Origin of the sequence: Methylobacterium radiodurans (assembly GCF_003173735.1) — a bacterium.
GTDB classification, from domain to species: Bacteria; Pseudomonadota; Alphaproteobacteria; order Rhizobiales; family Beijerinckiaceae; genus Methylobacterium; species Methylobacterium radiodurans.
The window spans coordinates 4463786-4489304 of record NZ_CP029551.1 but is presented as its reverse complement, the minus strand read 5'-3'; the positions used below and the strand labels follow the sequence as shown (position 1 = coordinate 4489304).

General features: G+C 72.0%; 23 protein-coding genes. 7 read left to right on the top strand and 16 right to left on the bottom strand.

Annotated features, from left to right (window positions below):
* Positions 1 to 58: 58 nt before the first annotated feature.
* Positions 59 to 1348: an O-acetylhomoserine aminocarboxypropyltransferase/cysteine synthase family protein gene (locus DK427_RS21025; RefSeq protein ID WP_109953072.1), complete on the bottom strand. Its 1290-nt coding sequence runs from the start codon at positions 1346 to 1348 to the stop codon at positions 59 to 61.
* Positions 1349 to 1858: 510 nt separating this feature from the next.
* On the opposite strand from DK427_RS21025, the gene DK427_RS21020 reads away from it, so the two are divergent.
* Positions 1859 to 2152: a DUF2218 domain-containing protein gene (locus DK427_RS21020; protein WP_109953071.1), complete on the top strand. Its 294-nt coding sequence runs from the start codon at positions 1859 to 1861 to the stop codon at positions 2150 to 2152.
* 69 nt (positions 2153 to 2221) lie between these two features.
* Positions 2222 to 3469 carry an aminopeptidase gene (locus DK427_RS21015; protein ID WP_109953070.1) on the top strand — a complete coding sequence of 416 codons (1248 nt, stop codon included), beginning with the start codon at positions 2222 to 2224 and terminating at the stop codon, positions 3467 to 3469.
* Between the two features lie 47 nt (positions 3470 to 3516).
* Here DK427_RS21015 and sseA read toward each other — a convergent pair whose 3' ends face one another.
* Together sseA and DK427_RS21005 are read right to left on the bottom strand one after the other, a co-directional pair.
* Positions 3517 to 4362: a 3-mercaptopyruvate sulfurtransferase gene (gene sseA / locus DK427_RS21010; RefSeq protein ID WP_245930664.1), complete on the bottom strand. Its 846-nt coding sequence runs from the start codon at positions 4360 to 4362 to the stop codon at positions 3517 to 3519.
* Between the two features lie 66 nt (positions 4363 to 4428).
* On the bottom strand, positions 4429 to 5442 hold the full coding sequence (locus DK427_RS21005; RefSeq protein ID WP_109953068.1) for an NAD-dependent epimerase/dehydratase family protein: 1014 nt from the start codon (positions 5440 to 5442) through the stop codon (positions 4429 to 4431).
* A gap of 542 nt (positions 5443 to 5984) precedes the next feature.
* Between DK427_RS21005 and DK427_RS21000 the strand changes: the two genes are divergently transcribed.
* Positions 5985 to 6218, top strand: a complete 234-nt coding sequence (locus DK427_RS21000) for a GcrA family cell cycle regulator (RefSeq protein ID WP_066924708.1) — start codon at positions 5985 to 5987, stop codon at positions 6216 to 6218.
* A 24-nt stretch (positions 6219 to 6242) separates the two neighbouring features.
* On the opposite strand, the gene DK427_RS20995 is transcribed toward DK427_RS21000, so the two are convergent.
* The 4 genes from DK427_RS20995 to DK427_RS20980 form a co-directional block, all read right to left on the bottom strand.
* The gene (locus DK427_RS20995) at positions 6243 to 6803 is read right to left on the bottom strand and encodes a hypothetical protein (protein WP_109953067.1); all 561 of its coding nucleotides are present in this window, start codon (positions 6801 to 6803) and stop codon (positions 6243 to 6245) included.
* A 252-nt stretch (positions 6804 to 7055) separates the two neighbouring features.
* Positions 7056 to 10223 (bottom strand): multidrug efflux RND transporter permease subunit, encoded by a 3168-nt coding sequence (locus tag DK427_RS20990; RefSeq protein WP_109953066.1) that lies wholly within the window; start codon positions 10221 to 10223, stop codon positions 7056 to 7058.
* Between the two features lie 23 nt (positions 10224 to 10246).
* Positions 10247 to 11461, bottom strand: coding sequence for an efflux RND transporter periplasmic adaptor subunit (locus tag DK427_RS20985; RefSeq protein ID WP_109954298.1), 1215 nt, complete (start codon positions 11459 to 11461; stop codon positions 10247 to 10249).
* 334 nt (positions 11462 to 11795) lie between these two features.
* Positions 11796 to 12176 (bottom strand): hypothetical protein, encoded by a 381-nt coding sequence (locus DK427_RS20980; protein WP_109953065.1) that lies wholly within the window; start codon positions 12174 to 12176, stop codon positions 11796 to 11798.
* 294 nt (positions 12177 to 12470) lie between these two features.
* Here DK427_RS20980 and DK427_RS20975 point away from each other — a divergent pair, with 294 nt between their 5' ends.
* On the top strand, positions 12471 to 13034 hold the full coding sequence (locus DK427_RS20975) for a L,D-transpeptidase (protein ID WP_109953064.1): 564 nt from the start codon (positions 12471 to 12473) through the stop codon (positions 13032 to 13034).
* A gap of 49 nt (positions 13035 to 13083) precedes the next feature.
* Here DK427_RS20975 and DK427_RS20970 read toward each other — a convergent pair whose 3' ends face one another.
* The 4 genes from DK427_RS20970 to DK427_RS20955 form a co-directional block, all read right to left on the bottom strand.
* Positions 13084 to 13362, bottom strand: coding sequence for a DUF1488 family protein (locus DK427_RS20970; protein WP_109953063.1), 279 nt, complete (start codon positions 13360 to 13362; stop codon positions 13084 to 13086).
* Positions 13363 to 13455: 93 nt separating this feature from the next.
* Positions 13456 to 13800, bottom strand: coding sequence for a hypothetical protein (locus tag DK427_RS26805; RefSeq protein ID WP_204165209.1), 345 nt, complete (start codon positions 13798 to 13800; stop codon positions 13456 to 13458).
* 89 nt (positions 13801 to 13889) lie between these two features.
* Positions 13890 to 16673, bottom strand: coding sequence for a type I DNA topoisomerase (gene topA, locus DK427_RS20960; protein ID WP_109953062.1), 2784 nt, complete (start codon positions 16671 to 16673; stop codon positions 13890 to 13892).
* A 200-nt stretch (positions 16674 to 16873) separates the two neighbouring features.
* A complete protein-coding gene (locus DK427_RS20955; protein WP_109953061.1) occupies positions 16874 to 18370 on the bottom strand; it encodes an undecaprenyl-phosphate glucose phosphotransferase in 1497 nt (498 codons plus the stop codon).
* Positions 18371 to 18623: 253 nt separating this feature from the next.
* Here DK427_RS20955 and DK427_RS20950 point away from each other — a divergent pair, with 253 nt between their 5' ends.
* Positions 18624 to 19892, top strand: a complete 1269-nt coding sequence (locus DK427_RS20950; protein ID WP_109953060.1) for an MFS transporter — start codon at positions 18624 to 18626, stop codon at positions 19890 to 19892.
* Positions 19893 to 19917: 25 nt separating this feature from the next.
* Here the strand turns inward: DK427_RS20950 and hmuQ are convergent, their stop codons facing one another.
* Positions 19918 to 20259: a heme-degrading protein HmuQ gene (gene hmuQ / locus DK427_RS20945; protein ID WP_109953059.1), complete on the bottom strand. Its 342-nt coding sequence runs from the start codon at positions 20257 to 20259 to the stop codon at positions 19918 to 19920.
* A gap of 319 nt (positions 20260 to 20578) precedes the next feature.
* Between hmuQ and DK427_RS20940 the strand changes: the two genes are divergently transcribed.
* The gene (locus tag DK427_RS20940; protein WP_109953058.1) at positions 20579 to 20998 is read left to right on the top strand and encodes a helix-turn-helix domain-containing protein; all 420 of its coding nucleotides are present in this window, start codon (positions 20579 to 20581) and stop codon (positions 20996 to 20998) included.
* 22 nt (positions 20999 to 21020) lie between these two features.
* Here the strand turns inward: DK427_RS20940 and DK427_RS20935 are convergent, their stop codons facing one another.
* From DK427_RS20935 to cbiE, 4 genes are read right to left on the bottom strand one after another with little or no spacing between them, the layout of a single operon-like run.
* Entirely contained in the window at positions 21021 to 22352 is a 1332-nt protein-coding gene (locus tag DK427_RS20935) for a cobyrinic acid a,c-diamide synthase CobB (protein ID WP_109953057.1), read from the bottom strand.
* A complete protein-coding gene (cobM, locus tag DK427_RS20930; protein ID WP_109953056.1) occupies positions 22349 to 23131 on the bottom strand; it encodes a precorrin-4 C(11)-methyltransferase in 783 nt (260 codons plus the stop codon). Before cobM ends, DK427_RS20935 begins: the two co-directional genes overlap by 4 nt.
* Before the next feature lie 8 nt (positions 23132 to 23139).
* Positions 23140 to 23547: a cobalamin biosynthesis protein gene (locus tag DK427_RS20925; RefSeq protein WP_245930663.1), complete on the bottom strand. Its 408-nt coding sequence runs from the start codon at positions 23545 to 23547 to the stop codon at positions 23140 to 23142.
* Positions 23538 to 24776, bottom strand: coding sequence for a precorrin-6y C5,15-methyltransferase (decarboxylating) subunit CbiE (gene cbiE / locus DK427_RS20920; protein WP_109953054.1), 1239 nt, complete (start codon positions 24774 to 24776; stop codon positions 23538 to 23540). The genes DK427_RS20925 and cbiE overlap by 10 nt, the downstream gene beginning before the upstream one ends.
* On the opposite strand from cbiE, the gene DK427_RS20915 reads away from it, so the two are divergent.
* Complete coding sequence (locus DK427_RS20915; RefSeq protein ID WP_109953053.1) at positions 24775 to 25506, top strand: cobalt-precorrin-6A reductase; 732 nt, start codon at positions 24775 to 24777, stop codon at positions 25504 to 25506. The genes cbiE and DK427_RS20915 overlap by 2 nt on opposite strands.
* Positions 25507 to 25519: the final 13 nt, after the last annotated feature.

Sequence of the window (25519 nt, the reverse complement as noted above, 5' to 3'; positions counted from 1 at the left end):
GGGTGCCGCGCCAGCCGTTCCGAGCCGCTGGACACCGCATGAGGCGGGCGGCCGACCCTTAGTCGAGCTTGGCCAGCGCCTGCTCGATGTCGGCGATCAGGTCCTCCACGCTCTCCAGGCCGATGGAGAGCCGCACCGTCTCCGGCCCGACGCAGGCGGCCGCACGCTCCTCGGGGCGGAGCTGCCGGTGCGTGGTCGAGGCTGGGTGGATCGCCAGCGACTTGATCTCGCCGATGTTCACGAGGTGCGAGATCAGGTCGAGGCCCATGATGAACTTGATCGCCGCCGGCTCCCCGCCCTTCAGCGCGAAGGTGAAGATCGAGCCCGGCCCCTGCGGCACGTAGCGCTTGACCAGCGCCTCGCCGGGCTGGCCGGGCAAGCCCGGATAGCTCACCCAGTCGACCTTCGGGTGGTCCTTGAGATAGGCGGCGACCGCCCGCGCGTTGGCGCAGTGCCGCTCCATGCGCAGCGGCAGGGTCTCGATGCCGGTGAGCGTCAGGAAGGCGTTCATCGGCGAGAGGCCGGGTCCGAGATCGCGCAGGCCGAACAGCCGGCAGGCGACCGCGAAGGGCATGTCGGGGAAGCGCTCTCGCACCACCAGCCCCTCGTAGTCCGGCCAGGGCTCGTTGATCAGGTTGTAGCGGTCGGGCCGGTTCCAGTCGAAGCGGCCGGCATCGCAGATTATGCCGCCGATGGTCTGGCCGGAGCCGCCGAGGAACTTCGAGGTCGAGTGGACGACGATGTCGGCGCCGTGCTCGATCGGCCGGATCAAGGCGGGCGAGGCCAACGTGTTGTCGATGACGAGGGGCAGGCCGTGGCGCCGCGCGACCGCGGCGATGCCCTCGATATCCATCACGGTCGCGCAGGGGTTCACGATCGACTCGCACACGATGGCCCGCGTGCGCGGGGTGATCGCCGCCTCGAAATCCTCCGGCGCCAGCCCCTTGGCGAATTGCGGCTGCAGGTCGTAGCGGCCGTCGAGGCGGCGCATCAGGCCGAGCGAGCCGCCGAACAGGCGCGGGGAGGCGACGTAGGATTCGCCCGAGCGCATCAGCGTCATCAGCACGAGCATCACTGCCGACTGGCCGGACGCGACCGCGACCGCGGCCTTGGCCCCCTCCAGCGCGGCGATGCGCCGCTCCAGCGCCGCGACCGTGGGATTCGAGCCGCGCGAGTAGGAGAAGCCGGTGCGCCGCATCGCGAAGATGTCGGCGGCCTGCTCGGTCGAGTCGAAGACGAAGCCGTTGGTGAAGTAGATCGGCTGGACCCGCGCGCCGGTCGCCGGATCCGGGGCGGCGCCCGCGTGGATCGCCTGCGTGGCGAAGCGAAGGGTCTGATCGTCCGGCATGTCCAACAACCCGCGTTCCGGTGCCGCCGCGGTGACGGCAGCCCGAGGGGGTCTCACTTTAGAGGAAGCGGTGCAAGGGGGGTTGCGTCGTCCCGGGCTCCCACTGCGGGTAAGAGAAGTCCGTTCCAGGATCTCGGCGCGAGCGAGGTGATCTTGAAAGATTGCGGGGCGAGGCGCGCACCGCGCCTTTTTCTGGATCGTGCCTCCGAGTCCGTGGTGCGCCGCAGCACACGGCCACGAAATGCGCCGCACCGCGCCATAAAGTCGCTCGATCCGCCGACCCTTATGGCGGCCATCGCAGACCGTCGCGGATCTCTGGGGATGCGGGCCCTCCGTTCAGGAGAGCTTCAGCGTTATCGGGGCTTTAACGGCTCTCGCGGAGTTTGTTCCTCAAAGGCCCGGCAGCCTCAGGGCAATCGGGCCCGCCGCTTGCTTCTCCGGTCCGACGCCTTCGCGCTTGCGAAGACGACGCCGGCTCCCGCGAGAACCTACGTTCAGGAGACCAGATCCATGCCCACCTCCCAGGCCCGCGTTCAGACCGCCGAGGCGAGCCGCTACCTGCAGCAGCTCTGCCGGCACTGGAGCCACAAGTTCCCCGTCGAGAGCACGCCCCAGCGCGGTACCGTGCCGTTCGGCGAGGACCGGGTCTGCACCTTCGAGGCCGAGCCCGACGCGCTGGTGATGCGCATCGCCACGCCCGACCCGGTCGGCCTGACCCGGCTGGAGCACGTGGTCGCCGACCACCTCGCGCGCTTCGCCTTCCGGGAGAGCCTCGGCGACATCACCTGGTCGCGCGCCGCTTGATTTTTCGCGGTCTCCGCACCGATCTTGGATCCGGCCCTGCCTGAGGGCCGGTGGCGAGGGACGGGGACGATGACGGGACATGCCGGGCCGCAGACGGATCCGCGGCTCGACCGGCTGGCCACGGTGGCCGTGCGGGTCGGGCTCAACCTGCAGCCCGGGCAGGAACTCGTGCTGACCGCGCCGCTGGAGGCGCTGCCGCTCGCCCGCGCGATCACCCGCGAGGCCTACGCGGCCGGCGCCTCGCTGGTCACCACGCTGCTCGGCGACGACGTGGCCACGCTCGCCCGCTTCGCCCACGCGCCGGACGCGGCCTTCGACACGGCCGCGGGCTGGCTCTACGCCGGGATGGCCGAGGCCTACCGCAACGGCGCCGCCCGCTTGGCGATCAGCGGCGACGACCCGGCGCTCCTCTCCGGCCAGGATCCCGAGAAGGTGGCGCGCGCCAACCGCGCCCGCTCCAAGGCCTACGTGCCGGCCCTCGAACTGATCGCGAACTTCGCCACCAACTGGACCATCGTCTCGGCCGCGACCCCGGCCTGGGCCCGCACCGTCTTCCCGGATCTGCCGGAGGACGAGGCGGTGGCCAAGCTCTGGGACGCGGTCTTCGCGGCCTCGCGCGTGGACGGGCCGGACCCGCTCGGCGCCTGGGCGCGGCACAACGCCGACCTCCACGCCCGCAAGGACCGGCTCAACGCCGAGCACTTCGCTGCCCTGCGCTTCCGCGGCCCCGGCACCGACCTCACGGTGGGCTTGGCCGACGACCACGAGTGGTGCGGCGGCGCGGCGACCTCGCGCAGCGGCATCACCTGCAACGCCAACATCCCGACCGAGGAGGTCTTCACCACGCCGCACAAGCTGCGCGTGGACGGGCACGTCACCAGCACCAAGCCGCTCTCCTACCAGGGCACGCTGATCGACGGGATCGCTGTGCGCTTCGCGGAGGGCCGGATCGTGGAATCCAGCGCCCGCACCGGGGGCGACGTGCTCGCCCGGGTGCTCGACACCGACGAGGGCGCGCGCCGGCTCGGCGAGGTCGCGCTGGTGCCGGCCTCCTCGGCGATCTCGGCCTCGGGGCTCCTGTTCTACAACACGCTCTACGACGAGAACGCGGCCAGCCACATCGCGCTGGGCCAAGCCTACAGCAAGTGCTTCCGCAATGGCGGCGCCGATTTCAGCGAGGACGACCTCGCGGCCCGCGGCGCCAACCGCAGCCTGATCCACATCGACTGGATGATCGGCTCGGCCGCGATCGACGTGGACGGCATCCGCCAGGACGGGCAGGCCGTGCCGGTGATGCGCCGGGGCGAGTGGGCCTGAGCGCCGACCCAACCCGCCCCCTCAGCGGGGGCGGGAGAACGTCGGGTTCACGCCGCCCCGGTCGCCACCGGCCGGCTCTGGTCCGCGCCCCATTCCGACCACGACCCGTCGTAGAGGCTGCGGGCCGGGTGCCCTAGCGTCTCCAGCGCCAGCGTGATGATCGCGGCGGTCACGCCCGAGCCGCAGGTGGTCAGCACCGGGCGCGCGGGATCGACGCCGGCCGCCGCGAAGACCGCACGCAGCTCGTTCGGGCTCTTCATCCGCCCGTCGGTGAGGAGGCTGGCGTAGTGGAGGTTGCGCGCGCCCGGCATATGCCCGGGGCGCACGCCGGGACGGGGCTCGGCCTCCTCGCCGCGGAAGCGCGGGGCCGAGCGGGCATCGACCACCTGGGTCGAGCCGCCCGCGAGCGCGCGGGCGACGTCGCCCGCATCCGCCACCGCGCCGTGGTCGAGCCGAGCGCTGAAATGGCGCCGCTCGCGCGGAGTCGGGGCGCCATCCTCGGTGGGGTAGCCGGCCGCGATCCAGGCGGGCAGGCCGCCGTCGAGCACCAGCGCGTCGCGGACGCCGAAGGTGCGCAGCATCCACCAGACCCGGGGGGCCGAGAACAGGCCCATCCCGTCGTAGACCACGATCTGCTGCCCGTCGCCGACGCCGAGCGCGCGCATCCGAGAGGCGAAGACCTCGGGCCGCGGCAGCATGTGCGGCAGGCCGGCGGTCTCGTCGCTCATCCGGTCGATGTCGAAGCGCACGGCCCGCGGGATGTGCGCGGCCAGATACTCGGCCTCCGGATCGCGGCCGGCGGCCGGCAGGTACCAGGAGCCGTCGAGCACCACGAGGTCGGGCGCGTCGAGGCGCTGATGCAGCCAGTCGGCGGAGACGAGGGGTGAGGCCATGAGGTCGGGTGTCCTGTGATCCGGGCGCCACTGAACCATATCCGGCCCGCCGGCGCGACGGGCGCTTCAGCGGGTGCCGTAATAGTCCCGGTACCATGTGACGAAGGCCGGGATGCCGACCTCGATCGGCGTTTCCGGCACCGCGCCGACGAGGTGGCGCAGCAGGTCGGTCGAGGCCTGGGTACGCGGCACGTCGCCGGGCGGCAGCGGCTTGAGGATGCGCTCGGCCGGGCGTCCGAGCGCGCGCTCCAGCGCGTCGATCATGGCGTCGACGCGCACCGGCCGCCCGCCGCCGATATTGACCAGCCGGTAGGGCGCGCTCGGGCTCAGCGTGTCCTCGGGCCCCACCGGGTCGCCCCGGCCGGGCAGCGGCGGGGCAACGTCCACGAGGCGGCGCACCGCCTCCACGAGGTCGTCGATATAGGTGAAGTCCCGTTCCGCCGCCCCGCCCGCGAAGACCTCGATCGGCTCGCCCGCCAGGATCTTCCGCGTGAACAGGAACAGGGCCATGTCGGGCCGGCCCCAGGGTCCGTAGACGGTGAAGAAGCGGAAGGCCGTCGTCGGGATGCCGAAGAGGTGGCTGTAGGAATGCGCCATCGCCTCCATGGCGAGCTTGGTCGCCGCGTAGAAGGTGAGCGGGCTCACTGCCCGGTCGGTCTCGCGGAAGGGCAGGGCCGTGTTGCCGCCATAGGCCGAACTCGTCGAGGCGAGGAGCAGGTGCCGCACCGGGTTGGCACGCACCGCCTCCAGGAGGTTGAAGCTGCCGATGAGGTTGGAATCGGCGTAGGCCTGCGGGTTCTCGAGGCTGTAGCGCACGCCCGCCTGGGCGGCGAGGTGGACCACGATCTCGGGAGCCGCCTGTCGCAGCAGGTCGCCGAGCAGGCCGGGCGTTTCCAGCCGGCCCTCCACGGGGGTGAAGCCGGGGAGCGCCGCCAGATCCGCGTGCCGGGCGCGCTTGAGCCCGACATCGTAGTAGTCCGAGAAGGCGTCGAGACCGGTGACGGCGTGGCCCTCGGCGAGCAGGCGCCGGCAGAGATGGTAGCCGATGAACCCGGCCGAACCGGTCACGAGGACGCGCATCGCCAGTCTCCCACGGCCCGGGATGCCGCGCGGGGCCGTCCGCCGGACGCCTACACCGGCGGTGGACACCGCTCAAGCGGCCCGTACGGGCCGCCGATTCGGCGCCCGGACCGCCGTGGCGCCCCGGCATGCTTCGCAAAAAGCACGGCGTAGGGTTGCGCCACCGACATAGCGGGGGGGCGCCCGGCAGCGGTGCCCGTCCACACGCCGGGGCGGGCGAATTCTCCCCCGAACCTTGGTGATCCGGTCCAGGCCGGCGCGAGAACTCTATCCGACCCAGCGAGAACTTTCCGGCCTTCGGGGTGAGCGCCGCTTCAGGGAGCCGTTGATGGCGGCCAAGCTTGTGCGCGGGCGCACCGACGCGGCGACGGTCTTGTTTTCCCGCCCCGGAATGCCAGCTATAACAGTACGATGACGCCTGCGCGCCGGTCCGCCCGGGTGCGGTGCCGGTCCCGGCACCGATCGTGCAGGCCCACGGCTTTTCCCTTGCTGGGCCGGCGCCCCGCCACAGCAGGATCCCCGAACCTTCTCATAGTCGTCCGATGAATCAACTCGTCCGCATGTCCCAGATCGGCGAAGCCGAAACCATCAAGGAGCCCTCGGCCGACTTGCGCGTGCCCTTCGCGCAGTCGGGGGCCTTCGTGTGCAAGTTCATCATCGGCGAGCCGACCGAGCGCGCCGTCTGTTGCGGCGCGCCGGTGCAGGATGGCAAGAGCTGGTGCGCCTATCACCGCCGCATCGTCTTCGAGCCGACCCGGCCCGGCCGCATCCGCTGAGGCCCTGCCGAAACGGGTTGCGCCTCAATCGGAATCCGCCTCGTCGCCGCTCGGACGGATCCTGAGGATCCGACCGTCCGGATAGGCGACGTGGCGCCCGCGCACGGTGAGGTATCCGGCCTCCTCGGCGCTCCAGAGGCGCTCCAGCCGCGGGTCGCGCGGATCGTAGACCCGCTGCACCACGTAGACCGGCTCCGCCCCCTGCCAGTCCCTGTACGACGGCCGGGCGATCCGGACGGACCGCACAACGGCGCTCCGCACGGCCGGTTCGGGCCGGCGCGCCGGCCGGGCCGCCACCACCCGGCGCGGCGAGGCGGCACGGGCCGCCCGAACGGGCTTCTTTCTCGGTGCCTCGGCCCGTGCGGGCGCCGCGACGGCGGGCTTCGCCGCGCGCAGCTTCACCGGCTCGGCCGGTTTGACGGCAGGTTCGGCGACCGGATCGGAAGCCGGCTTGGCGGCCGGCGCGGCCGACCTAGCGGGGGGATCCGTCCAGGTTCCGGCAGGAGGCTGCGCGCGCGCACCGGATTGTGCGAGGACGAACGAGGCCAGGGCGAGGCCCAGGCCAAGCTGGGATCGGATCGGCATCGGCGCGTCCCTCCGTATGGCGGCCCGAGCCGGGGGCTCCGCTCGCCACATGCGGAAGACTACCGAAAGCAAGACCGGCCGTCCACGTACGCCACGAGCCGGATCAACATGCGATCCCGCTCGCGCGACAAGTGGGCCTAAGTCGAGACACGGACTGAACTGATTTCAGCGGCTCGACCTCTCCGCAGGCGCCGCGCGGCCGGTCGCGCCCCCCCGCTCACGGTGTGAGGAGGAAGCGCGACCGGCCGGACGTCACTCCGCCGGAATCCCGTGCTGTGGCGGGCGCACCGTGCCGGGCTCGGCCTCGCTCCGCATCCCGGCCTCGACGTCCCGGCGGCGGAAGAGCCGCATCACCACCACGAAGAAGACCGGCACGAAGAACACCGCCAGCACGGTCGCCGAGATCATGCCGCCCATCACGCCCGTGCCGATCGCCTGCTGGCTCTTCGAGGCCGCGCCCGTGGCGATCGCCAGCGGCACCACGCCGAAGATAAAGGCGAGCGAGGTCATCACGATGGGCCGGAAGCGCAGCGTCGAGGCCTGGATCGTCGCCTCGACGATGTTGGTTCCCGGCTTCCAGAGGTCACGGGCGAACTCCACGATCAGGATCGCGTTCTTGGCCGAGAGGCCGATGATCGTGATGAGCCCGATCTTGAAGTAGACGTCGTTCGGCATGCCGCGCAGGTAAACCGCCGCCACCGAGCCGATCACGCCGAGCGGGATGACGAGCAGCACCGAGAACGGGATCGCCCAACTCTCGTAGAGCGCGGCCAGGCACAGGAACACGATCAGCACCGACAGCGCGAGCAGGAGCGAGGCCTGCGAGCCCGCCTGCTTCTCCTGCAGCGACTGGCCGGTCCAGGTGTAGCCGAAGCCCTTGGGCAGCTGTTGCATCAGCCGCTCCATCTCGGCGATCGCCTCGCCCGAGGTGTAGCCCTTAGCCGGCTCGCCGGTGAAGCGCACCGACTGGTAGCCGTTGAAGCCGACGATCTGGCTCGGGCCCATGCTCCACTTCAGGTCGGCGAAGGAGGACATCGGCACCATGGTGCCCTGGCTGTTCTTCACCGCGTAGTTGAGGATGTCCGAGGCCTGCATGCGCTGCAGCTGCTCCGCCTGCACGTAGACGCGCTGCATCTTGCCCCGGTTCGGGAAGTCGTTGGTGTAGACCGAGCCGAGGTTCACCTGGATCGTGGCGTTGATATCCTCGAACTTCACGCCGAGCGCCGCGGCCTTCTCGCGGTCGATGATCAGCTCGGCCTGGGGCGTCGCCGGCAGGCCCTCGATCTTCACCTTCTGCAGGATCGGGCTGGCTTGCGCGATCTTGAGGAGCTGCGCCTCGGCCGCGGCCAGCGCCGAGTAGCCCCGCTGCGCCCGGTCCTGCAGGCGGAACGAGAAGCCCGCCGCGTTGCCGAGGTTGTCCACCGGCGGCGGCTCCTGCGCGTCGATGATGGCGTCGCGATAGCCCGCGAGCGCCGCGTTGGTACCCGCGACCAGCGCGGCGGCCGAGTTCTTCGCGTCGCGCTCGGACCAGGGCTTCAGGGTGACGAAGGCCTGGCTCAGGTTCGGACCCTGGCCCGAGAACGAGAAGCCGTTCAGCGTCGTCACGGTGGCAACGCCGGGTTGGGCCAGCAGGTAGTCCTCGACCTTGCGCACGGCCGCCTGCGTCCGGTTGTAGGAGGCGCCCGGCGGGGTCTGGATGTCGACCGTGAAGAAGCCCTGGTCCTCGACCGGCAGGAAGCCCTCGGGCAGGCGCATGAAGGCGTAGCCGACGCCCGCCACCAGCGCGAGGTAGACCAGCATCACCCGGCCCGACTTCTTGATGAACCAGCGGGTGCCGCGGCCGTAGCGCGCGGTCTCGCGGTCCACCACCCGGTTGAACCAGCCGAAGAAGCCGCCTTTGGCGGGGCCGTGGCCCTTCTCGATCGGCTTCAGCAGCGTGGCGCAGAGCGCCGGGGTGAGCGTCAGCGCCAGCAGGGCCGAGAAGGCGATGGAGGTGACCATCGCGATCGAGAACTGCCGGTAGATGATGCCGACCGAGCCGGGGAAGAAGGCCATCGGGATGAACACTGCGACCAGCACCAGCGTGATGCCGATGATGGCGCCGGTGATCTGGTCCATGGCCTTGCGCGTGGCCTCCTTCGGGTGGAGGCCCTCCTCGTTCATGATGCGCTCGACGTTCTCCACGACGACGATCGCGTCGTCGACCAGGATGCCGATCGCCAGCACCATGCCGAACATGGTGAGCACGTTCACCGAGAAGCCCGCCAGCAGCATCACCGTGACGGTGCCCATGAGGGCGATCGGCACGACGATGGTGGGGATGAGCGTGTAGCGGATGTTCTGCAGGAACAGGAACATCACGATGAAGACCAGCACCACGGCCTCGACGAGGGTCATCATGACCTTCTTGATCGAGGCCTCGACGGCGGGCGTAATGTCGTAGGGGATGTCCCATTTCAGGCCCGGCGGGAAGAACTGGGCCAGCTCCTCCATCTTGGCGCGGATGCCCCGGGCGGTCTCCAGCGCGTTGCCGTCGGGCGCCAGCGTCACCGAGATGCCGGCAGCCTCCCCGCCGTTGAGCCGCGTCGAGAACTGGTAGGCGTCGCCGCCGAGCTCGATCCGCGCGACGTCGCGCAGGCGCACGTTCGAGCCGTCGGGGTTGGCCCTGAGCACGATGGCGCCGAAATCGTCGACCGTGCTGAGCTGGCCCTTCACGATGATCGGGGCGAAGACCGCGTGGTTGACCGGGCTCGGCTGCGCGCCGACCGCGCCGGAGGCGATCTGGATGTTCTGGTTGCGGATCGCGTCGGTGACGTCCTCCGGCGTCAGCGAGAGGCCGCGCAGCTTGTCCGGATCAACCCAGACGCGAAGCGAGCGCTCGGTCGAGTAGAGGGTGGCGCGCCCGACCCCGGGGATGCGGCGGATCTCGTTGATCACGTTGCGCATCAGGAAGTCGCCCAGCCCGATCTCGTCCATCTTCCCGTCTGTCGAGACGAGCGTGATGATGTTGAGGGTCGCGGCCGAGGCCTCCTCCACCAGGATGCCGTTCTGGCGCACCTCCGCGGGCAGGCGGGCCTCGACGCGCTTGAGCCGGTTCTGCACCTCGACGGAGGCGAGCGCCGGGTCGGTGCCCGGCTCGAAGGTCGCCGTGATGTTGATCGAGCCGAACGAGTCGGTTGTCGACTCGAAGCTCATGATGTTGGCGGCCCCGTTCAGCTCGTCCTCGATGAGACGGGTGGTGCCCGTGTAGAGGCTCTCGACCGAGGCGCCCGGGAAGGCGGTCGACAGGGCGATCGAGGGCGGCGCGATCACCGGGTACTGCGCGATCGGCAGCATCGGGATCGAGAGGGCGCCCCCCAGGATGATGAAGAGGGCCACCACCCAGGCGAAGACCGGGCGGTCGATGAAGAAGCGTGCCATGGCTCAGACTCCCCGCGGCGCGCTCAGCGGACCTGGCTCGCGGCCTGGCGCTTGCCCTCGCTCTCGGCCTCGTCCGGGTCGTGCGGCTTGCCGGCCTCGCTCTCGTGCGCGGCGGTGTGGTCCACGGGCTTCACCTCGATGCCGGCCGAGATCTTCTGGAAGCCGTCGACCACGATACGCTCGCCGGCCTTGAGACCGTCGCGAATTAGCCAGTTCTGGCCGACCACCGGGCCGACCTCGACCGGCTGAAGCGCGACCTTGTTGCCCTCCTTCACCACCCAGACCTCGGGCTTGCCGTCGGCGGTGCGCTGGATCGCCTGCTGGGGCACCGCGATCGCGTCGGAATCGATGCCCTGCTTGATCCGGGCGCGGACATACATGCCGGGGAAAAGCTCGTCGTTCGGGTTCGGGATCAGCACGCGCAGCGTCACCTGACCGGTGCTCGGGTCGGCAGTGACATCCGAGAAGAGCAGCCGGCCGGCGAGCGGGTAGAGCTCGCCGTCGTCCATGATCAGGTGGACGTTGGCGGTGTCGTTCTCGAGCTTCGACAGCTCGCCGCTCGCCAGATCACGCCGCAGCTTGTTCAGCTCGCCCACCGACTGGGTGATGTCGACGTAGATCGGGTCGAGCTGCTGGATCGTGGCGAGCACGCCCGTCGAGCCCTGCTCGATCAGGGTGCCCTCGGTGAGCAGCGCCCGGCCGATGCGGCCGGAGATCGGCGCGCGCACGTCGGTCCAGCTCAGGTTGAGCTTGGCCCGGTCGCGCGCCGCCTTGGCGCCGGCCACCTCGGCCTCGGCCTGGCGCTTGCCCGCGAAGGCGGTATCGTACTGGGCCTGGCTCGCGGTGTTGCGGGCGAGCAAGGTCTCCAGGCGCTCGGCCTGCTGGTTGGCGAGCACCAGAGCGGCCTCCTTGTTGGCCAGCGTCGCCTCGGCGCTCATCAGGTCGACCTCGTAGGGGGCCGGATCGATCTTGTAGAGGACGTCGCCCTCCTTGACCGTCGAGCCCTGCTCGAACAGCCGCTTCACCACGAGGCCGGAGACGCGCGAGCGCACCTCGGCGATCCGCATCGGCGCGACGCGACCGGGCAGATCGCGCACGTAAGGGATCGGCTGGGGCGCCACCGTGACCACGCCGACCTCGGGCGGGGCCTGCGGCACCGGGGCGGCGGCCTGGCGCTGGTTGCAGGCGGAGACGGAGACGAGCACCGCGCCCAGGAGCACCGCGGCGGGCCAGGTCAGGCGGCCGCGCGCCGGGCGATGGGCGGGGAGGGGGGTGGCGGTCACGATCACTTCGCTCCTGAGACGGGCGTCAGGGGAGGAGGGCCGCTCACTCGGCCGTCCGGAGTTTTGGGCGCGGCGCTCGGACGCCGGCACGCCACAGCCGAGAGAGACGGGGCGTTGCAGGGCGCGGCGCGGGCGCGGGGCCGTCCCTGTCGGGACACGCGCGACGGATCTGTCCGAGCGCTATGGACCCGGATCTTGGCATTCGCGCGACGCATCGGGCGTGCCGCTTAACATCCAGATTCCTTCCGGTCCGTTTCTGGGAAACGGATCCCGGAGCGGCTCTTGGGCGTCAGGCGCGCCTGGGCGGACGCTCGGGCAGGCGCGCGGAGGCCGAAGGCGGGACTGGATCGGTGCGCGGCGCGAGGAGAGGCGCAGGATGCGCATCCGCCCGCGTCGAGGCCCGGGGCGCGAGCGTGCGGGACTCGCCCGCCGGCTCGTCGGCGTCGATCGTCACCTGCACGGCGAAGCGCTGAGCCGGGCAGGCGGGATCGCGCAGCTTGGCGGTCGCGCAACGGTGTGCGGGCCGGATCTCGGCATCCGCCGTGGCGGGCAAGCCGGCGAGGAGAAGGAGCGACAGCACGGCGAGCAGGGACAGCAGCGCGGCGGAGAGCGCGGGTCTCGTGGCGCGTCGGCGACGCCGGGTCGTCTCTGTCTCGCAACCGTGGGGCACGACCGGACAGTAGGGGACGGACTCAGTCCGGCGCAATCGCCTGCGACATTCTGGCATGATTCCAGGCGCGGGCAGGGGGAACCGAAGCGCCCCGGATTCAGAGCCGCGATTCATCCGCCGAATCAAACGCTTCCGGCCGCAGTGCGGCGGCGACCCACAGGCGCGTCATGGCGTCAAGCCGGTGTTGCGCAGATCCCACAAGCGTGGCCGAGCGGCCCCGTCCCCGTCCGATGGGCCAGAAGCTGCCGCAAAGCGCTGGGCTTCTCCGCGCATTCGTTCGCACAGGAGATCTCCATGACGACGCGCATCGCCGTGCTGGCCCTCGGGGCCGGGCTGGCGCTGTTTGCGGGACCGGCGGAAGCCGGCCCCTTCGACAGCGGCCCGCTGGCCGACTTCATGAACATCTTCCGGACGCAGGCGATCCCGCGCGAGACCGTGGCGTATGCGGGCAAGGAGAAGCCCGGCACCATCGTGGTCTCGACGCGCCAGCGCCGGCTCTACTACGTCCTGGGCGAGGGCGCGGCGATCCGCTACGGCGTCGGCGTCGGCCGGCAGGGCTTCTCGTGGTCAGGGGTGAAGACCGTCACGATGAAGAAGGAGTGGCCGGCCTGGCGCCCGCCCGCCCAGATGCTGGCGCGCCGCCCCGACCTGCCGCGCTACATGGCCGGCGGCCAGGACAACCCGCTGGGTGCGCGCGCCCTCTATCTCGGCTCCTCGCTCTACCGCATCCACGGCTCGAACGAGCCCGAGACCATGGGCGCGGCGGTCTCGTCGGGCTGCATCCGCATGACCAACAAGGACGTGGTCGATCTCTACGACCGGGTCCGGGTCGGCACGAAGGTGATCGTGCGCGACTGAGCGGAACGAACCCCGGCCGCCCCAGTACGGGCGGCTGGGGGAGGCCGACTCAGGAACCGGGCGCGAAATCGCCCGCCGTCAGCTCCATCAGGTCGTTCGGGAAGGTGCCGCGGTCGTAGGCCCGGCTCGCGGCGGCCTCGATCACCGACCGGTGCTGCAGGAACACGTCGAGGGGATCGGCCCCGTCGTCGCCGAATTGCTGCCGCAGCACGTCGGCACCGATCTCGCAGCCGATCACGCGCTGCCCGTTCGTCATCGGAAAGCGGATCGCGCCCTCGGTCGCCGCGTCGTGGTGGGGCGCACCATGCGTGTATCGTTCGAGCGGCATCGGGCCTCTCCCTCATGATTCGTCCGCCTCGTTCGCGGGCGGCCCGACAGGAGGTAGCGGGCCGCGCGGCCGCGGCGAGGGCCCGAACGGGGCTCAGTCGAGCCGCGGGGTCAGGCGGCCGGCCGTGACCGGGCGCACCGGATCGCGCCAGGGCCGGGCCTCGCCGGCGGGGGCCTGCCCCACGCTGAAGCGCAGCGGCCGGTGATCCCGCAGCGCGTGGCGGTGGCGCCGGTGGTGGTGCCAGCGGCGATGGTGATGCCTGTGCCAGCGGTGGCGATGGTGGCGTCGCCAGTGCCGCCGGTAGCGGACCTCGACCAGGGCGCTGCCGGAGGCGTCCACGAGGCCGGCGGCCGTCGGCAGCGTCACGGCGGAGGCCGGCGGCGCGGCGGCGACGAGCCCGCCCGCGAAGGCCAGGGCGAGACAGAACCTCTTGATCACGCGGCACCCCTCTCCGATCCGGTCAGGGGCGAAACGTCGCCGGAGCCGAAACGGTTCGCTGCCGCGATCCGGAGGCGAGCGCCGGCGATCTACGCCGCGGGCTTGGCGGACGCCTTGCTCGACGATTTGGCGGCGGTCTTCGCGGTGGACTTGGCACCGGCCTTGGGCTTCGCCTTGGCCTTCGCCGTGGACCCGTCTGCCTCATCGCCGTCGGCCGCTTTCGCCGCCGCTCGCCGCGCAGGCTTGGCCGCACTCTTTGTCGCCGTCTTGGCCGCCGCGGTCTTGGACGCAGCCGTCTTGCGCCCGCCGCGGGCCGAAGCCTTGCCGCCGCCCGCCTCGCGCCGCGCGTTCACGAGGGCAATACCCTCTTCGAGCGTCAGTGCCTCGGCGTTCGCGGTCTTCGGCAGGGTGGCGTTCACCTCGCCGTCCGTGACGTAGGGGCCGTACTTGCCGGCCTTGACCACGAGCTCGCGCCCGCTCGCCGCGTCCTTGCCGAGCGGCCGGCCGGGATCGGCGGCCGGGCGCCCGCGCCCGCCGCCCTGTTCCTTGGCGACGATGAGGTCGATGGCGCGGTTGCCTCCGATCTCAAGGACGTCGTCATCCTTTCCAAGGTTCGCGTAGGTCTTGCCGTGCTGCACGTAGGGACCGAACCGGCCGAGATTGGCCAGGATCGGCTCGCCGGTCTCGGGGTGGCGCGCCACCTCGCGCGGCAGCGCCAGGAGTCTCAGCGCCTTCTCCAGGTCGACCGCGGAGGGCGCGAGGCCCTTGGGCAGCGAGGAGCGCTTCGGCTTCTCGGCGCCCTTCTCGGTCGAGGCCTCGCCGAGCTGCACGAAGGGCCCGAAGCGGCCGTCGCGCAAGGTCACCGGCAGGCCCGTGGTGGGGTCCTCGCCGAGCACCCGCACGCCGGGCTGCCCGCCCTCGGCGGAGGAGCCCTCACCCTCGCCGTCGATGCCCGACGCCGAGAGCTGCCGGGTGTACTTGCACTCCGGGTAGTTCGAGCAGCCGACGAAGGCGCCGAACTTGCCGAGCTTCAGCGAGAGCTGGCCCGAGCCGCAGGTCGGGCAGGCGCGCGGGTTCGAGCCGTCCGCCTTCTCGGGGAAGATGTGGGCGCCGAGCAGCCCGTTCAGCGCCTCCAGCACGTCGGTGACGCGCAGCTCCTTCGTGTTGCCGATCGCGGCGGAGAAATCGCGCCAGAAGTCGCGCAGCACCGCCCGCCAGTCGATCTCGGCGTTCGAGACGCGGTCGAGCTGTCCCTCGAGGTCGGCGGTGAAATCGTACTCGACGTAGCGCTTGAAGAAGCTCTCCAGGAAGCCGGTCACCAGCCGGCCCTTGTCCTCAGGCACGAGGCGCTTCTTCTCGATGCGCACGTATTCGCGGTCGCGCAGCGTCTGGAGCACCGCGGCGTAGGTCGAGGGCCGGCCGATGCCGAGCTCCTCCATGCGCTTGACGAGGCTCGCCTCCGAGTAGCGCGGCGGCGGCTCGGTGAAGTGCTGGGTCGCGGTGATGCGCTCGCGCCTGAGCGCGTCGTTCGCCCGCATCATGGGCAGGCGCTTCGACTCCTCGTCCTCCTCGTCGTCCTTGCCCTCCTGATAGAGGGTGAGGAAGCCGTCGAACTTCACCACCTGGCCGGTGGCGCGCAGATCGAGCTTGCGCGGGCCGACGCTCGCCTCGACATCGACCGTGGTGCGCTCCAGCTCCGCCGATTCCATCTGGCTCGCCACGGTGCGGGTCCAGATCAGCTCGTAGAGCTTGGCCTGCTCGGGCTCGAGGTGCCGGGCGATCTGCTTCGGGAGCAGGCCCATGTCGGTCGGGCGGACGGCCTCGTGGGCCTCCTGCGCGTTCTTTGCCTTCACCGTGTACTTGCGCGGGGCGTCGGGCACGTAGGCGTCGCCGAACTCGCGGCCGATCACGGTGCGCGCGTCACGGATGGCCTCGGGCGCCATGTCGACGCCGTCGGTCCGCATGTAGGTGATGATGCCGACGGTCTCGCCGCCGATATCGACGCCCTCGTAGAGGCGCTGGGCGACCCGCATGGTCTGGGCCGGGGCCATGCCGAGCTTGCGCGAGGCCTCCTGCTGGAGGGTCGAGGTGGTGAAGGGCGGCTGCGGATGGCGCTTGGCAGGCTTGGCCTCGACGGAGGCGACCCGGAAGGTCGCGAGTTCGAGGTCGCGCCGGAAGGCCTCCGCCTCCGCGCCGGTGCCGACGTCGAGGCGCTGGATGCGCTTACCGTCGGCGCCCACGAGCCGGGCGTCGAAAACGCCGCCGGTCTCGGTCGCGAGCGTCGCCACCAGCGACCAGTACTCGCGGGGCTTGAAGGTCTCGATCTCGACCTCGCGCTCGGTGACGAGGCGCAGCGCCACCGACTGCACGCGGCCCGCCGAGCGCGCGCCGGGCAGCTTGCGCCAGAGCACCGGCGAGAGGTTGAAGCCCACGAGGTAGTCGAGGGCACGGCGCGCCAGATAGGCGTCGACCAGCGCCTGGTCGATCGCGCGGGGTTTCCGCATCGCCTGCTCGACGGAATCCTTGGTGATCGCGTTGAAGGTGACGCGCTCGACCGGTACATCCTTGAGCGCCTTGCGGGCGTTGAGCGCCTCCAGCACATGCCAGGAGATCGCCTCGCCCTCGCGATCCGGGTCGGTCGCCAGGATCAGCTTCTCGGCGCCCTTGACCGCCTTGGCGATCTCGGAGACCCGCTTCGAGCCGCGGTCCTCCAGCTCCCAGACCATCTGGAAGTCGGCCTCCGGGTCGACCGAGCCGTCCTTGGCCGGCAGGTCGCGGATATGGCCGAAGGAGGCCAGCACCTCGTAGTCGCGGCCGAGATACTTGTTGATCGTCTTGGCTTTGGCCGGCGACTCGACGACGACGACTTTCATGGACGGATCAGCCTCTCGACGGAGCCACCGCGACGGGTCGGACAGATTGTGCGGATGGCCGGCCCCTGGGCGGAGGGGGCCTCGCGGCGGGAGAAGTGGTTCACGGGGGCCGCGTTGTCAAATCGCGGGCCTGTGCGGCAATCCGAACCTCAGGTGCGCGCCCGGGCCGTCGCCGGGCCCGCCGCTCGCCCCCGGCCCCCTCAGAACGCGTTGTCGTAGGCCTGCCGCGAGACCACCGTGCGGAGGATGATCTGCAGGTCGAACCAGAGCGACCAGTTGTCGATGTAGTGCAGGTCGTGCGCGACGCGGGCCTCCATGTCGGCGTCGGTCAGGGTCTCGCCGCGCAGGCCGTTGACCTGGGCCCAGCCGGTGATGCCCGGCCGCACGTTGTGGCGGCGGGCGTAGAGGGCGATGCGGCGCTCGAAGCTGCGATCGTGCGCCAGCGCGTGCGGGCGCGGCCCGACCAGCGACATCTCGCCCTTCACGACGTTGAGGAGCTGGGGCAGCTCGTCGAGGTTGGAGCGGCGCAGGAAGGCGCCGACCCGGGTGACGCGGGCGTCGTTGCGGGTAGCCTGCCGGAAGGGCGCGTCGGCCTCGGCCCGCATGCTGCGGAACTTGAAGACCCAGAACGGCTGCTGGTTGAAGCCGTAGCGCTTCTGCCGGAAGAGGACCGGCCCGGGGCTGTCGAGCTTGATCAGCACGGCGACCGCGGCGAGGAGCGGGGCGAGCAGCGCCAGCGCGATGAGGCTCACCGCGAGGTCGAAGGCGCGCTTCAGCGCCACCTCGGCGAGGTTCAGCGGCCGGCGTCCGATATTGATGCCCGAGAGCCGGCCGACGCGCGCGACCTGCATGTCGGGAAAGCGGTCGAGCACGGTGCCGGGGCGCAGGTGCAGGGCCGCGGGCACGCGCAGGAAGGCGTCGATGCAGCGCTCCACCTCGCCGGGCTCCGACCAGGGCACCAGGATGAACACGTCGTCGGGCCGCAGGAAGCGCACCACCGAGACGGCGAGTTCGAGATCCTCGTCCATCTGGGCCTGCCGCGCGGCAAGGTCGGCGTCGGGCCGGCGCAGGTAGCTCGTGCCGATCACCCGGAGGCCGAGGGCGTCCGCCCGGTTCCCCGCGTAGAAGCGCGCAACATCCTCCTCGTAGCCGACGAGGTGGACGCGGGCGACCGAGTGCGAGCCGGGCCGGGCGAGGCGGCGCACCAGCCAGACCGTGAGGGCGCGGCCGGCCATCAGCGCCGGCAATCCGAGCAGGACGGTCCCGGCCGCGACCGCGCGCGAGAAGTCGGTCGTGGTCTTCGTGACGAAGCTCACCACCAGCACGGCGCCCCAGGCGGCGAGCCAGAGCGAGGCGGTTCGCTGGAGATGGGGCCTGCGGTCGAGCAGGGTCTCGATCGTGTAGCTGCCCCGCAGGACGTTGACCGAGAGCACCACCAGGGCGAGCAGTCCGGCCAGGCGCCAGGCCCGGAGCTGGGAGGAGGCCGGAACGCCCGCCTCCGTTGCGTAGGCGTAGACGTATTCGAGCAGGAGCGTGGTGCCGACGATCACCGCGAGGTCGATGCAAGCCGCCGTGAGTGGCACGCCCAGGCGCGCCAGCGCGCGCCGCCGCCGCGGCATCAGGGCCGCCCAGACGTTCCGGCGCGTCCCCGGGCTCGGCAGGGCGCGATAGATCTGGGGGGGCCGATCCTGGAACATCTGTGGGGCCCTTGATCCGTTCTGGTCGGAGAAATGTCCCGAATAGGGACAAATTCACGCGTCCGCGGCGTCGCACCCGGAGAGGACTGCAAGCCAGAGGCCCCGCCCTCCGGTGCCGGCGCGGCACGCAGGCCATTTCGTCACCGGCAGCACTGCCGGCCGGGCCGCGCCTGCGCTAGGGATCCGGCCGCGAACCGTGCGAAGGTCCGGCGAGGGCGGCGCGGATCTAGGACGCGCCGAGGCGGATGCGGCGATGAGCGGACGGGGTATCGAGGTGCCGAGCGCGCTGTCCGCGCAGGAGAGGCCGGCGGCGCCGGCGGCCTCAGGGCCGGCCAGCGCGGGACCGGCAGAGTCAGGACCGGCGCTGGCGATCCTCGCTGGCCTCAGCCTGTCGCATCTCCTGAACGACCTCGTGCAGTCGCTGCTGCCGGCGATCTACCCCCTGCTCAAGGCCCGCTTCGCCCTCGATTTCGGCCAGATCGGCCTGATCACCTTCGTGTTCCAGGTGACCGCCTCGATCCTGCAGCCGATGGTCGGGTTCTACACGGACCGCACGCCTTTGCCCTTCTCCCTCGCGGGCGGCATGGTGATGTCCCTGGTCGGGCTGGTCGCGCTCGCCACGGCGCCCGCCTACCCGGCGCTGCTCCTCGCGGCCGGGCTGATCGGCATCGGCTCGGCGGTGTTCCACCCGGAGGCCTCGCGGGTCGCCCGCATGGCGGCGGGCGGGCGCTACGGCCTCGCGCAGTCGATGTTCCAAGTGGGCGGCAATGCCGGCACGGCCCTCGGGCCCCTGCTGGCGGCCGCACTCGTGGTGCCGCACGGGCAGACGAGCGTGGCGTGGTTCACGCTCGCCGCGCTCGCCGGCATCGCGGTGCTGTCGGCGGTCGGCCGCTGGTACCGCGGGCGCCTGCGGGCGGCGGCGGCCCGGCCCCGGGTGACGGTTGCCGCGGGCAACGGCCTGACGCGGCCGCGGGTTGTCGCGAGCGTCGCGGTCCTGCTCGCGCTGATTTTCTCCAAATACTTCTACATGGCGAGCTTCTCGTCCTACTACACGTTCTATCTGATCCACCGGTTCGGCGTCTCGGTGGTGCAGTCGCAGCTCTACCTGTTCGTGTTTCTCGGCTCGGTCGCGGCCGGCACGATCCTCGGCGGGCCGATCGGCGACCGGATCGGGCGCAAGCCGGTGATCTGGGGCTCGATCCTGGGAGTGCTGCCCTTCGCGCTCGCGCTCCCGCATGTCGGGCTCGGCTGGACGGTGGCGCTCACCGTGCCGATCGGCCTGATCCTGGCCTCGGCGATGCCCGCGATCCTGGTCTACGCGCAGGAATTGCTGCCCGGACGGATCGGGCTCGTCGGCGGCCTGTTCTTCGGCTTCGCCTTCGGCATGGCGGGCCTCGGCGCGGCCTTGCTCGGTGAGGTTGCCGACCGCACCAGCATCGCGTTCGTCTACGGGCTCTGCGCCTACCTGCCGCTGATCGGCCTGCTCGCGATCTTCCTGCCGCGGCTGCGCCCGGCCGCCTAACGCGGCCGGACGACACCCGCGCGGTTCAGGCCGCGGCCTCGCCCGACTCGGCGGGCCGCGCGACCGTCTGGATCGTCTCGAAGCCCTCGAACTGGGGGTGGCCCAGGTAGAGCGGCTTCGAGGACGGGGCGCGGCTATGCGCCTTGCGGAACTGCTCGGAGCGGGTCCAGGCCTCGAAATCGGCCCGCGAGCGCCAGATCGTGTGCGAGGCGTAGAGCACGTGGTCCTCGGCTTCCGGCCCGCGCAGCAGGTGGAACTCCACGAAGCCCGTCATCTCGCCGAGGTGGCTGTCGCGCCCCAGCCACACCTGCTCGAACTCGGCCGTCGAATCTTTGACCACTTTGAAGCGGTTCATCGCGATAAACATCCGCATCTCCGTTCTGGTGCGCGTTCGGGCGAGGGTTCAGGTCCGGGAGATCGCAAGTCAACCGCGGACTCAGCATTTCATACGTGGGAGATCTTCCTAGGGTTGCGCCGCGGACATAGACATTGTGCGCAACCTGAGCATATGAACGGATGTGCTGTCGGGCAGTCGGCTGGAAACTCTCACGACGCGTGCCAACCGGGTGACGTCTCGTCGCGGCCCGGCCGGTGCGGTAGAGAATCCGGTGCTCGGGACGGTGATGAGGCATCGGGTGGCGCCGGACGGGCGCTGGCTCCGACGGTTAGAGGGTGGTTCAGGTCCGATGATGCCGAAGCAAACGACCGACGTGGATCGCCTCGTCGGCATTCGCATCACCGCGCTGCGGAAAGCGCGCGGGCTCAGCCAGACCGCTCTCGGCAACGCGGTCGGCGTGACCTTCCAGCAAGTGCAGAAATACGAGAAGGGCCAGAACCGTGTGGGCGCCGGGCGCCTGCGCGAGATCGCCCGCCTGCTCGAAGTGCCGGTCTCGGCCTTCTTCGAGGACGATAGCCAGACCGAGGGGCCGCAGGAGGACGTGTTCGGCTTCCTCAGCGCGCACGGGGCGATCGAGCTGCTGCGCGCCTACGCGGCGATCGAGGACGATCAGGTCCGCCGCGACGTGCTCTCGATCGTGCGCGCCGCCGCCCGTCTCTCGCAGGCCCGGGACGGCGCGGCAGCGGACGGCGAGGCCGCCGCGTCGTAGCCGCCCCGCCGCGGCCCTCGCTTCAGGCGGGCTCGGCGGCGATCAGGTGGAAGAAGCTGCCGGTGACCCGACCCCTCCGGTGTCCGGCAAAGCCCAAATCCGTGCCCTCCGCGTCGGCGACGCGCGCCAGCGCGACGGCCTCCTCCGGCGCCCCGGTCAGCTCGCCCGCGTAGTGGAACTCGTGCCCGACGAGGCGGGTGCCGGCCGGCCCCAGGATCCCGTCGGCCACGAGATGCGCGACCCGGTAGCCGAGATGCAGGCGACGCCGGGCATAGCTCGTCGCCACCGGCAGAAGTCCCGCCATGCGGTGGGCCACGCCCTCGGCATCCTCCAGGCTCTCGCCCAGCACCATGTAGCCGCCGCACTCGCCGTGCACCGGTCTGTCCGCCGCGAAGCGCCGGAGCCCGGTGAGAAAGCGGTCCGCCGCGACGAGACGGCCGGCATGGAGTTCGGGGTAGCCGCCCGGTAACCAGCAGACGTCGCAATCGGCCGGCGGGGCCTCGTCGGCGAGGGGTGAGAACGGCACGATCTCGGCTCCGGCCGCCCGCCAGCCCGTCTCCTGATGCGGGTAGAGGAAGCTGAAGGCCGCGTCGCTCGCCACCGCGATCCGCTGGCCCGGCGGCGGGGGCAGGGCGCCCGAGAGGGGGGGGGCCGCGCCGCCCGCGCGGCTGAGGATCGCGTCGAGATCGAGCCCGGCCTCGGCGAGATCCGCGAGGCGGTCGAGGCGGGCCTCGAGGTCGGCGGTCTCGCCGGCCTGGACAAGGCCGAGATGGCGCTCGGGCAGGACGAGGCTCGCGTCGCGGGCGAGCGCGCCGAGAACCGGGATCCCGACCCGTTCCAGACCGGCCTCGACGAGGCGGCGGTGGCGCGGGCTCGCGACCTTGTTGAGCACCACGCCGGCGATGCGGACATTCGGGTCGTAGCGCGCGCAGCCCAGCGCCACGGCCGCGGCCGACTGCGCCGCGCCCGACACGTCGAGCACGAGCAGGACCGGCCAGCCGTAGCGCGCCGCGATGTCGGCATTGGCGCCGGTGCGGGTGGGCGCCGCCCGCACCCCGTCGAACAGGCCCATCGAGCCCTCCGCCACCACGAGGTCGGCGTCCGTGGCGGCGCGGCCCGCCACCGCGTCGAGCAGGGCGGGCCCCATGGCGAAGCTGTCGAGGTTGAAGCTCGGATGCCCAGTGGCGGCCCGGTGGAAGGCCGGGTCGATGTAGTCCGGGCCGCACTTGGCGCCGCGGACCCGGAGCCCGCGTCGCGCCAGCGCCCGCATCAGCGCCAGCGCCACGGTGGTCTTGCCGGAACTGGAGCGCGGGGCGGCGACGAGGAGGCCGGGCACGCCGGTCTGAACGCTCATCGGGCCCCCTCCGCCGCGACCGCGCCGCCCGGCCGGAAACGGCGATCGTAGTCGGCGGCGTAGAGGGCGCTCTCGCGGAATTCCCGCGGTTCGATGGCGGGGCCGACGAGGATCAGCGCCTGCCGCTCCAGCCCGGCCTCGGCCGCCTGGCCCGCGATGGTGGCGAGCGTGCCGGTGAGCACCCGCTCGTCCGGCCAGGAGGCGCGGTAGACGATCGCGGCCGGGCAAGCGGCGCCGTAGAAGGGGGTCACCTCGGCGACGAGCTTCTCGACCACGTGGATCGAGAGGTGAAGGGCCAGCGTCGCGCCGGTCGCCGCGAAGGCGGCGAGCCGCTCGCGCTCGGGCATCGCGCTGGCCCGGCCCGAGGAGCGGGTCAGCACCACCGACTGGGCGAGGCCCGGCACGGTGAGCTCGCGACGCAGCGCCGCGGCGGCCGCCGAGAAGGCCGGCACGCCCGGCGTCACCGTGTAGGGGATACCGAGCCGGTCGAGCCGGCGCATCTGCTCGGCCAGCGCGCTCCAGATCGCGAGGTCGCCCGAGTGCAGCCGGGCGACGTCCTGCCCGCGGGCCTGCGCGGCCTCGATCTCGGCCACGATGGCGTCGAGGTCGAGAGGCGCCGTGTCGACGATGCGGGCGCCGGGCGGACACCAGCCCAGGATCTCCGGCGCGACCAGCGAGCCCGCGTAGAGGCAGACCGGGCAGGCGGCGATGCGGTCGCGCCCGCGCACGGTGATCAGGTCGGCCGCGCCCGGCCCGGCGCCGATGAAGTGGACGGTCATGGCGTCTCCTACAGCCGCCGGGCGGATCCCGCCACGGCCAGCGCACAGGTCGCGCCGGGACCGGCGATGCGGGGAAGGGCGAGCACCGCCTCCGGTCCCGCCGCCGCCAGGGCCGCGGCCTCGGCGAGCGAGCCGACGCCGCGCAGCGCCGCGACGCGGGCCGAGCGGGTGACGACGCGCGCGTCCGCCGCCGCCAGCGCGTCGGCATCGATCCCGCGCGGCGCGAGACCGAAACCGGCGGCGGCCTCGCGCAGCGCCGGCATCCCGGCGCGGTCGGCGGCCGTGGCGATCGCGGCGAGCGCGCCCGGATCGAACCCGGCCGCGGCCAGCGCCCGGCGAATCAGCCCGGCGATCTCCTCCGCACCCGCGCCCGCCCGGAACCCGACGCCCGCGATCACGGGCGAACTCACTGGCATGTCCAGATCCACTGGGTCACCGGCATGGCCGAGCGCCAGCCGTGCATTCCGCCGACCGGATCCGCCCGGGAGACCGCGAGGCGGCGCAGCGCCCCGCCGCGCTCGCGAAAGGCCGCGAGCAGGGCCGCCTCGCCCTCCAGCGTCACCGCGTTGGCGACGCAGCGCCCGCCCGGCCGCAGAGCCGCGCAGGCGGCGGCGATCACACCCGGATCTGAGACGCCGCCACCGACGAAGACCGCGTCCGGCAGGGCGAGGCCGGCAAGCGCCTCCGGGGCCGTGCCCTCGACCACGGCGAGGCCGGGCACGCCGAGGCTCTCGGCGTTGCGCCGGATGCGGGCGGCGCGCTCCGCCCGCGCCTCGACCGCGACCGCCCGCATGGCGGGATGGCGCAGCATCCACTCGATCGCGACCGAGCCGGCGCCGCCGCCGACGTCCCAGAGCAACGCGCCCCGCCGGGGCGCGAGGGCCGCGAGGGTGACGGCGCGGATCTCGGCCTTGGTGAGCTGGCCGTCATTCTCGAACAGGGCGTCGGGCAGGCCGGGGCCGAGCGTGAGTACCCGCGCGCCGGGATCCGCCTCGACCGAAACCGCCAGCGTGTTGAGCGGATCGATCTCCGCGAGGTCGAACCCCGCGGCCGGCGCGGCACGCACCCGCTCGCGCCGGCCGCCCATCGCCTCCAGCACGGTGAGCCGCGAGCGCCCGAAGCCGCGCTCCGCCAGCAGCGCGGCGACGCGGGCCGGGGTGGTGCCGTCCCAGGACAGCACGAGCAGGCGGGCGCCGGGCTGGAGGTGGGGCAGGATCAGCGGCAGCGCCCGTCCGTGCAGCGTCAGGCAGGCGCAGTCCGGCAGGGACCAGCCGAGCCGCGCGCAGGCGAGGCTGAAGGCCGAGGGCAGCGGGTAGGCGCGGAACTCCTCCGGCGGCACCAGCCGGGCGATCTCTGCGCCGATGCCGTAGTGGAACGGATCCCCCGTCGCCAGGATGCAGGTCGGGCGTCCCCGCCGGGCCAGGATCTCCGGATAAGCGGCGTCGATCGGGCTCGGCCAGATGCGGGTCTCGGCCGTGAGCGGCGCGGCCAGCGCGAGGTGGCGGCGCCCGCCCCACACCAGCTCGGCCGCGTCGAGGGCGGCCGCCGCGGCGGGGCTCAGGCCGGCGCGTCCGTCCTCGCCGATGCCGACGATGGCGAGCCAGGGGCTCGACGGCGCCTCAGGCGCGGGCGAGAAGGCGGCCATGCGCATCCTCATCCTGGGCGGGACGACCGAGGCGAGCGCGCTCGCCCGGTCGCTCGCCGACCGCAGGGATCTCGCCTGCACGCTCTCGCTGGCCGGCCGCACCGCCGACCCGAAGCCCCTGCCGCTGCCGACGCGAATCGGCGGCTTCGGCGGCGCGGAGGGCTTGGCGGCCTACCTGCGCGACGAGCGGGTGGAGCGGCTGATCGACGCCACGCACCCCTTCGCCGCCCGGATCAGCCGCAACGCCGCGTGGGCCGCCGGATCGACCGGCGTGACGCTGCTCGCGGTGCGGCGACCGGCCTGGATCCGCGAGCCCGGCGACGACTGGCGCGAGGTCGCGAGCGTGGCGGAGGCCGCCGACGCGATCGGCACGACGCCCCGCACGGTGTTCGTGACGGTGGGCCGCAACGAGGCCGCGGCCTTCGCCCGCGCGCCGCAGCACGCCTACTTGGTCCGAACGATCGAGCCGCTCGACGGGGCCTTGCCCGTGCCGCGCCTCACCGAGATCCAAACGCGCGGGCCCTTCGATGCGGTCGCGGAGGCGGATTTCATGCGGGGGCAGGGCGTGGAGGTTCTGGTCAGCAAGAATGCCGGAGGCCCGGCCACCTACGGCAAGATCGAGGCGGCCCGCGCGCTCGGGCTGCCGGTCGTGATGGTGCGCCGCCCCGAGAAGCCGGCGGTGGCCTGCGTGGAGGATGTGGAAGGTGCTCTGCGCTGGCTGGCGGAGTAAGCGCGCTCTCCCT

Coding starts and splice junctions, on each gene's coding strand:
- DK427_RS20995 (WP_109953067.1), bottom strand. CDS start 6,803: ATGCCGATCCGATCCCAGCTTGGCCTGGGCCTCGCCCTGGCCTCGTTC.
- sseA (WP_245930664.1), bottom strand. CDS start 4,362: ATGGCCTCACCCCTCGTCTCCGCCGACTGGCTGCATCAGCGCCTCGAC.
- hmuQ (WP_109953059.1), bottom strand. CDS start 20,259: ATGTTTATCGCGATGAACCGCTTCAAAGTGGTCAAAGATTCGACGGCC.
- cbiE (WP_109953054.1), bottom strand. CDS start 24,776: ATGGCCGCCTTCTCGCCCGCGCCTGAGGCGCCGTCGAGCCCCTGGCTC.
- DK427_RS20975 (WP_109953064.1), top strand. CDS start 12,471: ATGACGACGCGCATCGCCGTGCTGGCCCTCGGGGCCGGGCTGGCGCTG.
- DK427_RS20940 (WP_109953058.1), top strand. CDS start 20,579: ATGATGCCGAAGCAAACGACCGACGTGGATCGCCTCGTCGGCATTCGC.
- DK427_RS21015 (WP_109953070.1), top strand. CDS start 2,222: ATGACGGGACATGCCGGGCCGCAGACGGATCCGCGGCTCGACCGGCTG.
- DK427_RS20925 (WP_245930663.1), bottom strand. CDS start 23,547: ATGCCAGTGAGTTCGCCCGTGATCGCGGGCGTCGGGTTCCGGGCGGGC.
- DK427_RS21020 (WP_109953071.1), top strand. CDS start 1,859: ATGCCCACCTCCCAGGCCCGCGTTCAGACCGCCGAGGCGAGCCGCTAC.
- cobM (WP_109953056.1), bottom strand. CDS start 23,131: ATGACCGTCCACTTCATCGGCGCCGGGCCGGGCGCGGCCGACCTGATC.
- DK427_RS20935 (WP_109953057.1), bottom strand. CDS start 22,352: ATGAGCGTTCAGACCGGCGTGCCCGGCCTCCTCGTCGCCGCCCCGCGC.
- DK427_RS21000 (WP_066924708.1), top strand. CDS start 5,985: ATGAATCAACTCGTCCGCATGTCCCAGATCGGCGAAGCCGAAACCATC.
- DK427_RS20950 (WP_109953060.1), top strand. CDS start 18,624: ATGAGCGGACGGGGTATCGAGGTGCCGAGCGCGCTGTCCGCGCAGGAG.
- DK427_RS21005 (WP_109953068.1), bottom strand. CDS start 5,442: ATGCGCGTCCTCGTGACCGGTTCGGCCGGGTTCATCGGCTACCATCTC.
- DK427_RS20955 (WP_109953061.1), bottom strand. CDS start 18,370: ATGTTCCAGGATCGGCCCCCCCAGATCTATCGCGCCCTGCCGAGCCCG.
- DK427_RS21025 (WP_109953072.1), bottom strand. CDS start 1,348: ATGCCGGACGATCAGACCCTTCGCTTCGCCACGCAGGCGATCCACGCG.
- DK427_RS20970 (WP_109953063.1), bottom strand. CDS start 13,362: ATGCCGCTCGAACGATACACGCATGGTGCGCCCCACCACGACGCGGCG.
- DK427_RS20990 (WP_109953066.1), bottom strand. CDS start 10,223: ATGGCACGCTTCTTCATCGACCGCCCGGTCTTCGCCTGGGTGGTGGCC.
- topA (WP_109953062.1), bottom strand. CDS start 16,673: ATGAAAGTCGTCGTCGTCGAGTCGCCGGCCAAAGCCAAGACGATCAAC.
- DK427_RS20915 (WP_109953053.1), top strand. CDS start 24,775: ATGCGCATCCTCATCCTGGGCGGGACGACCGAGGCGAGCGCGCTCGCC.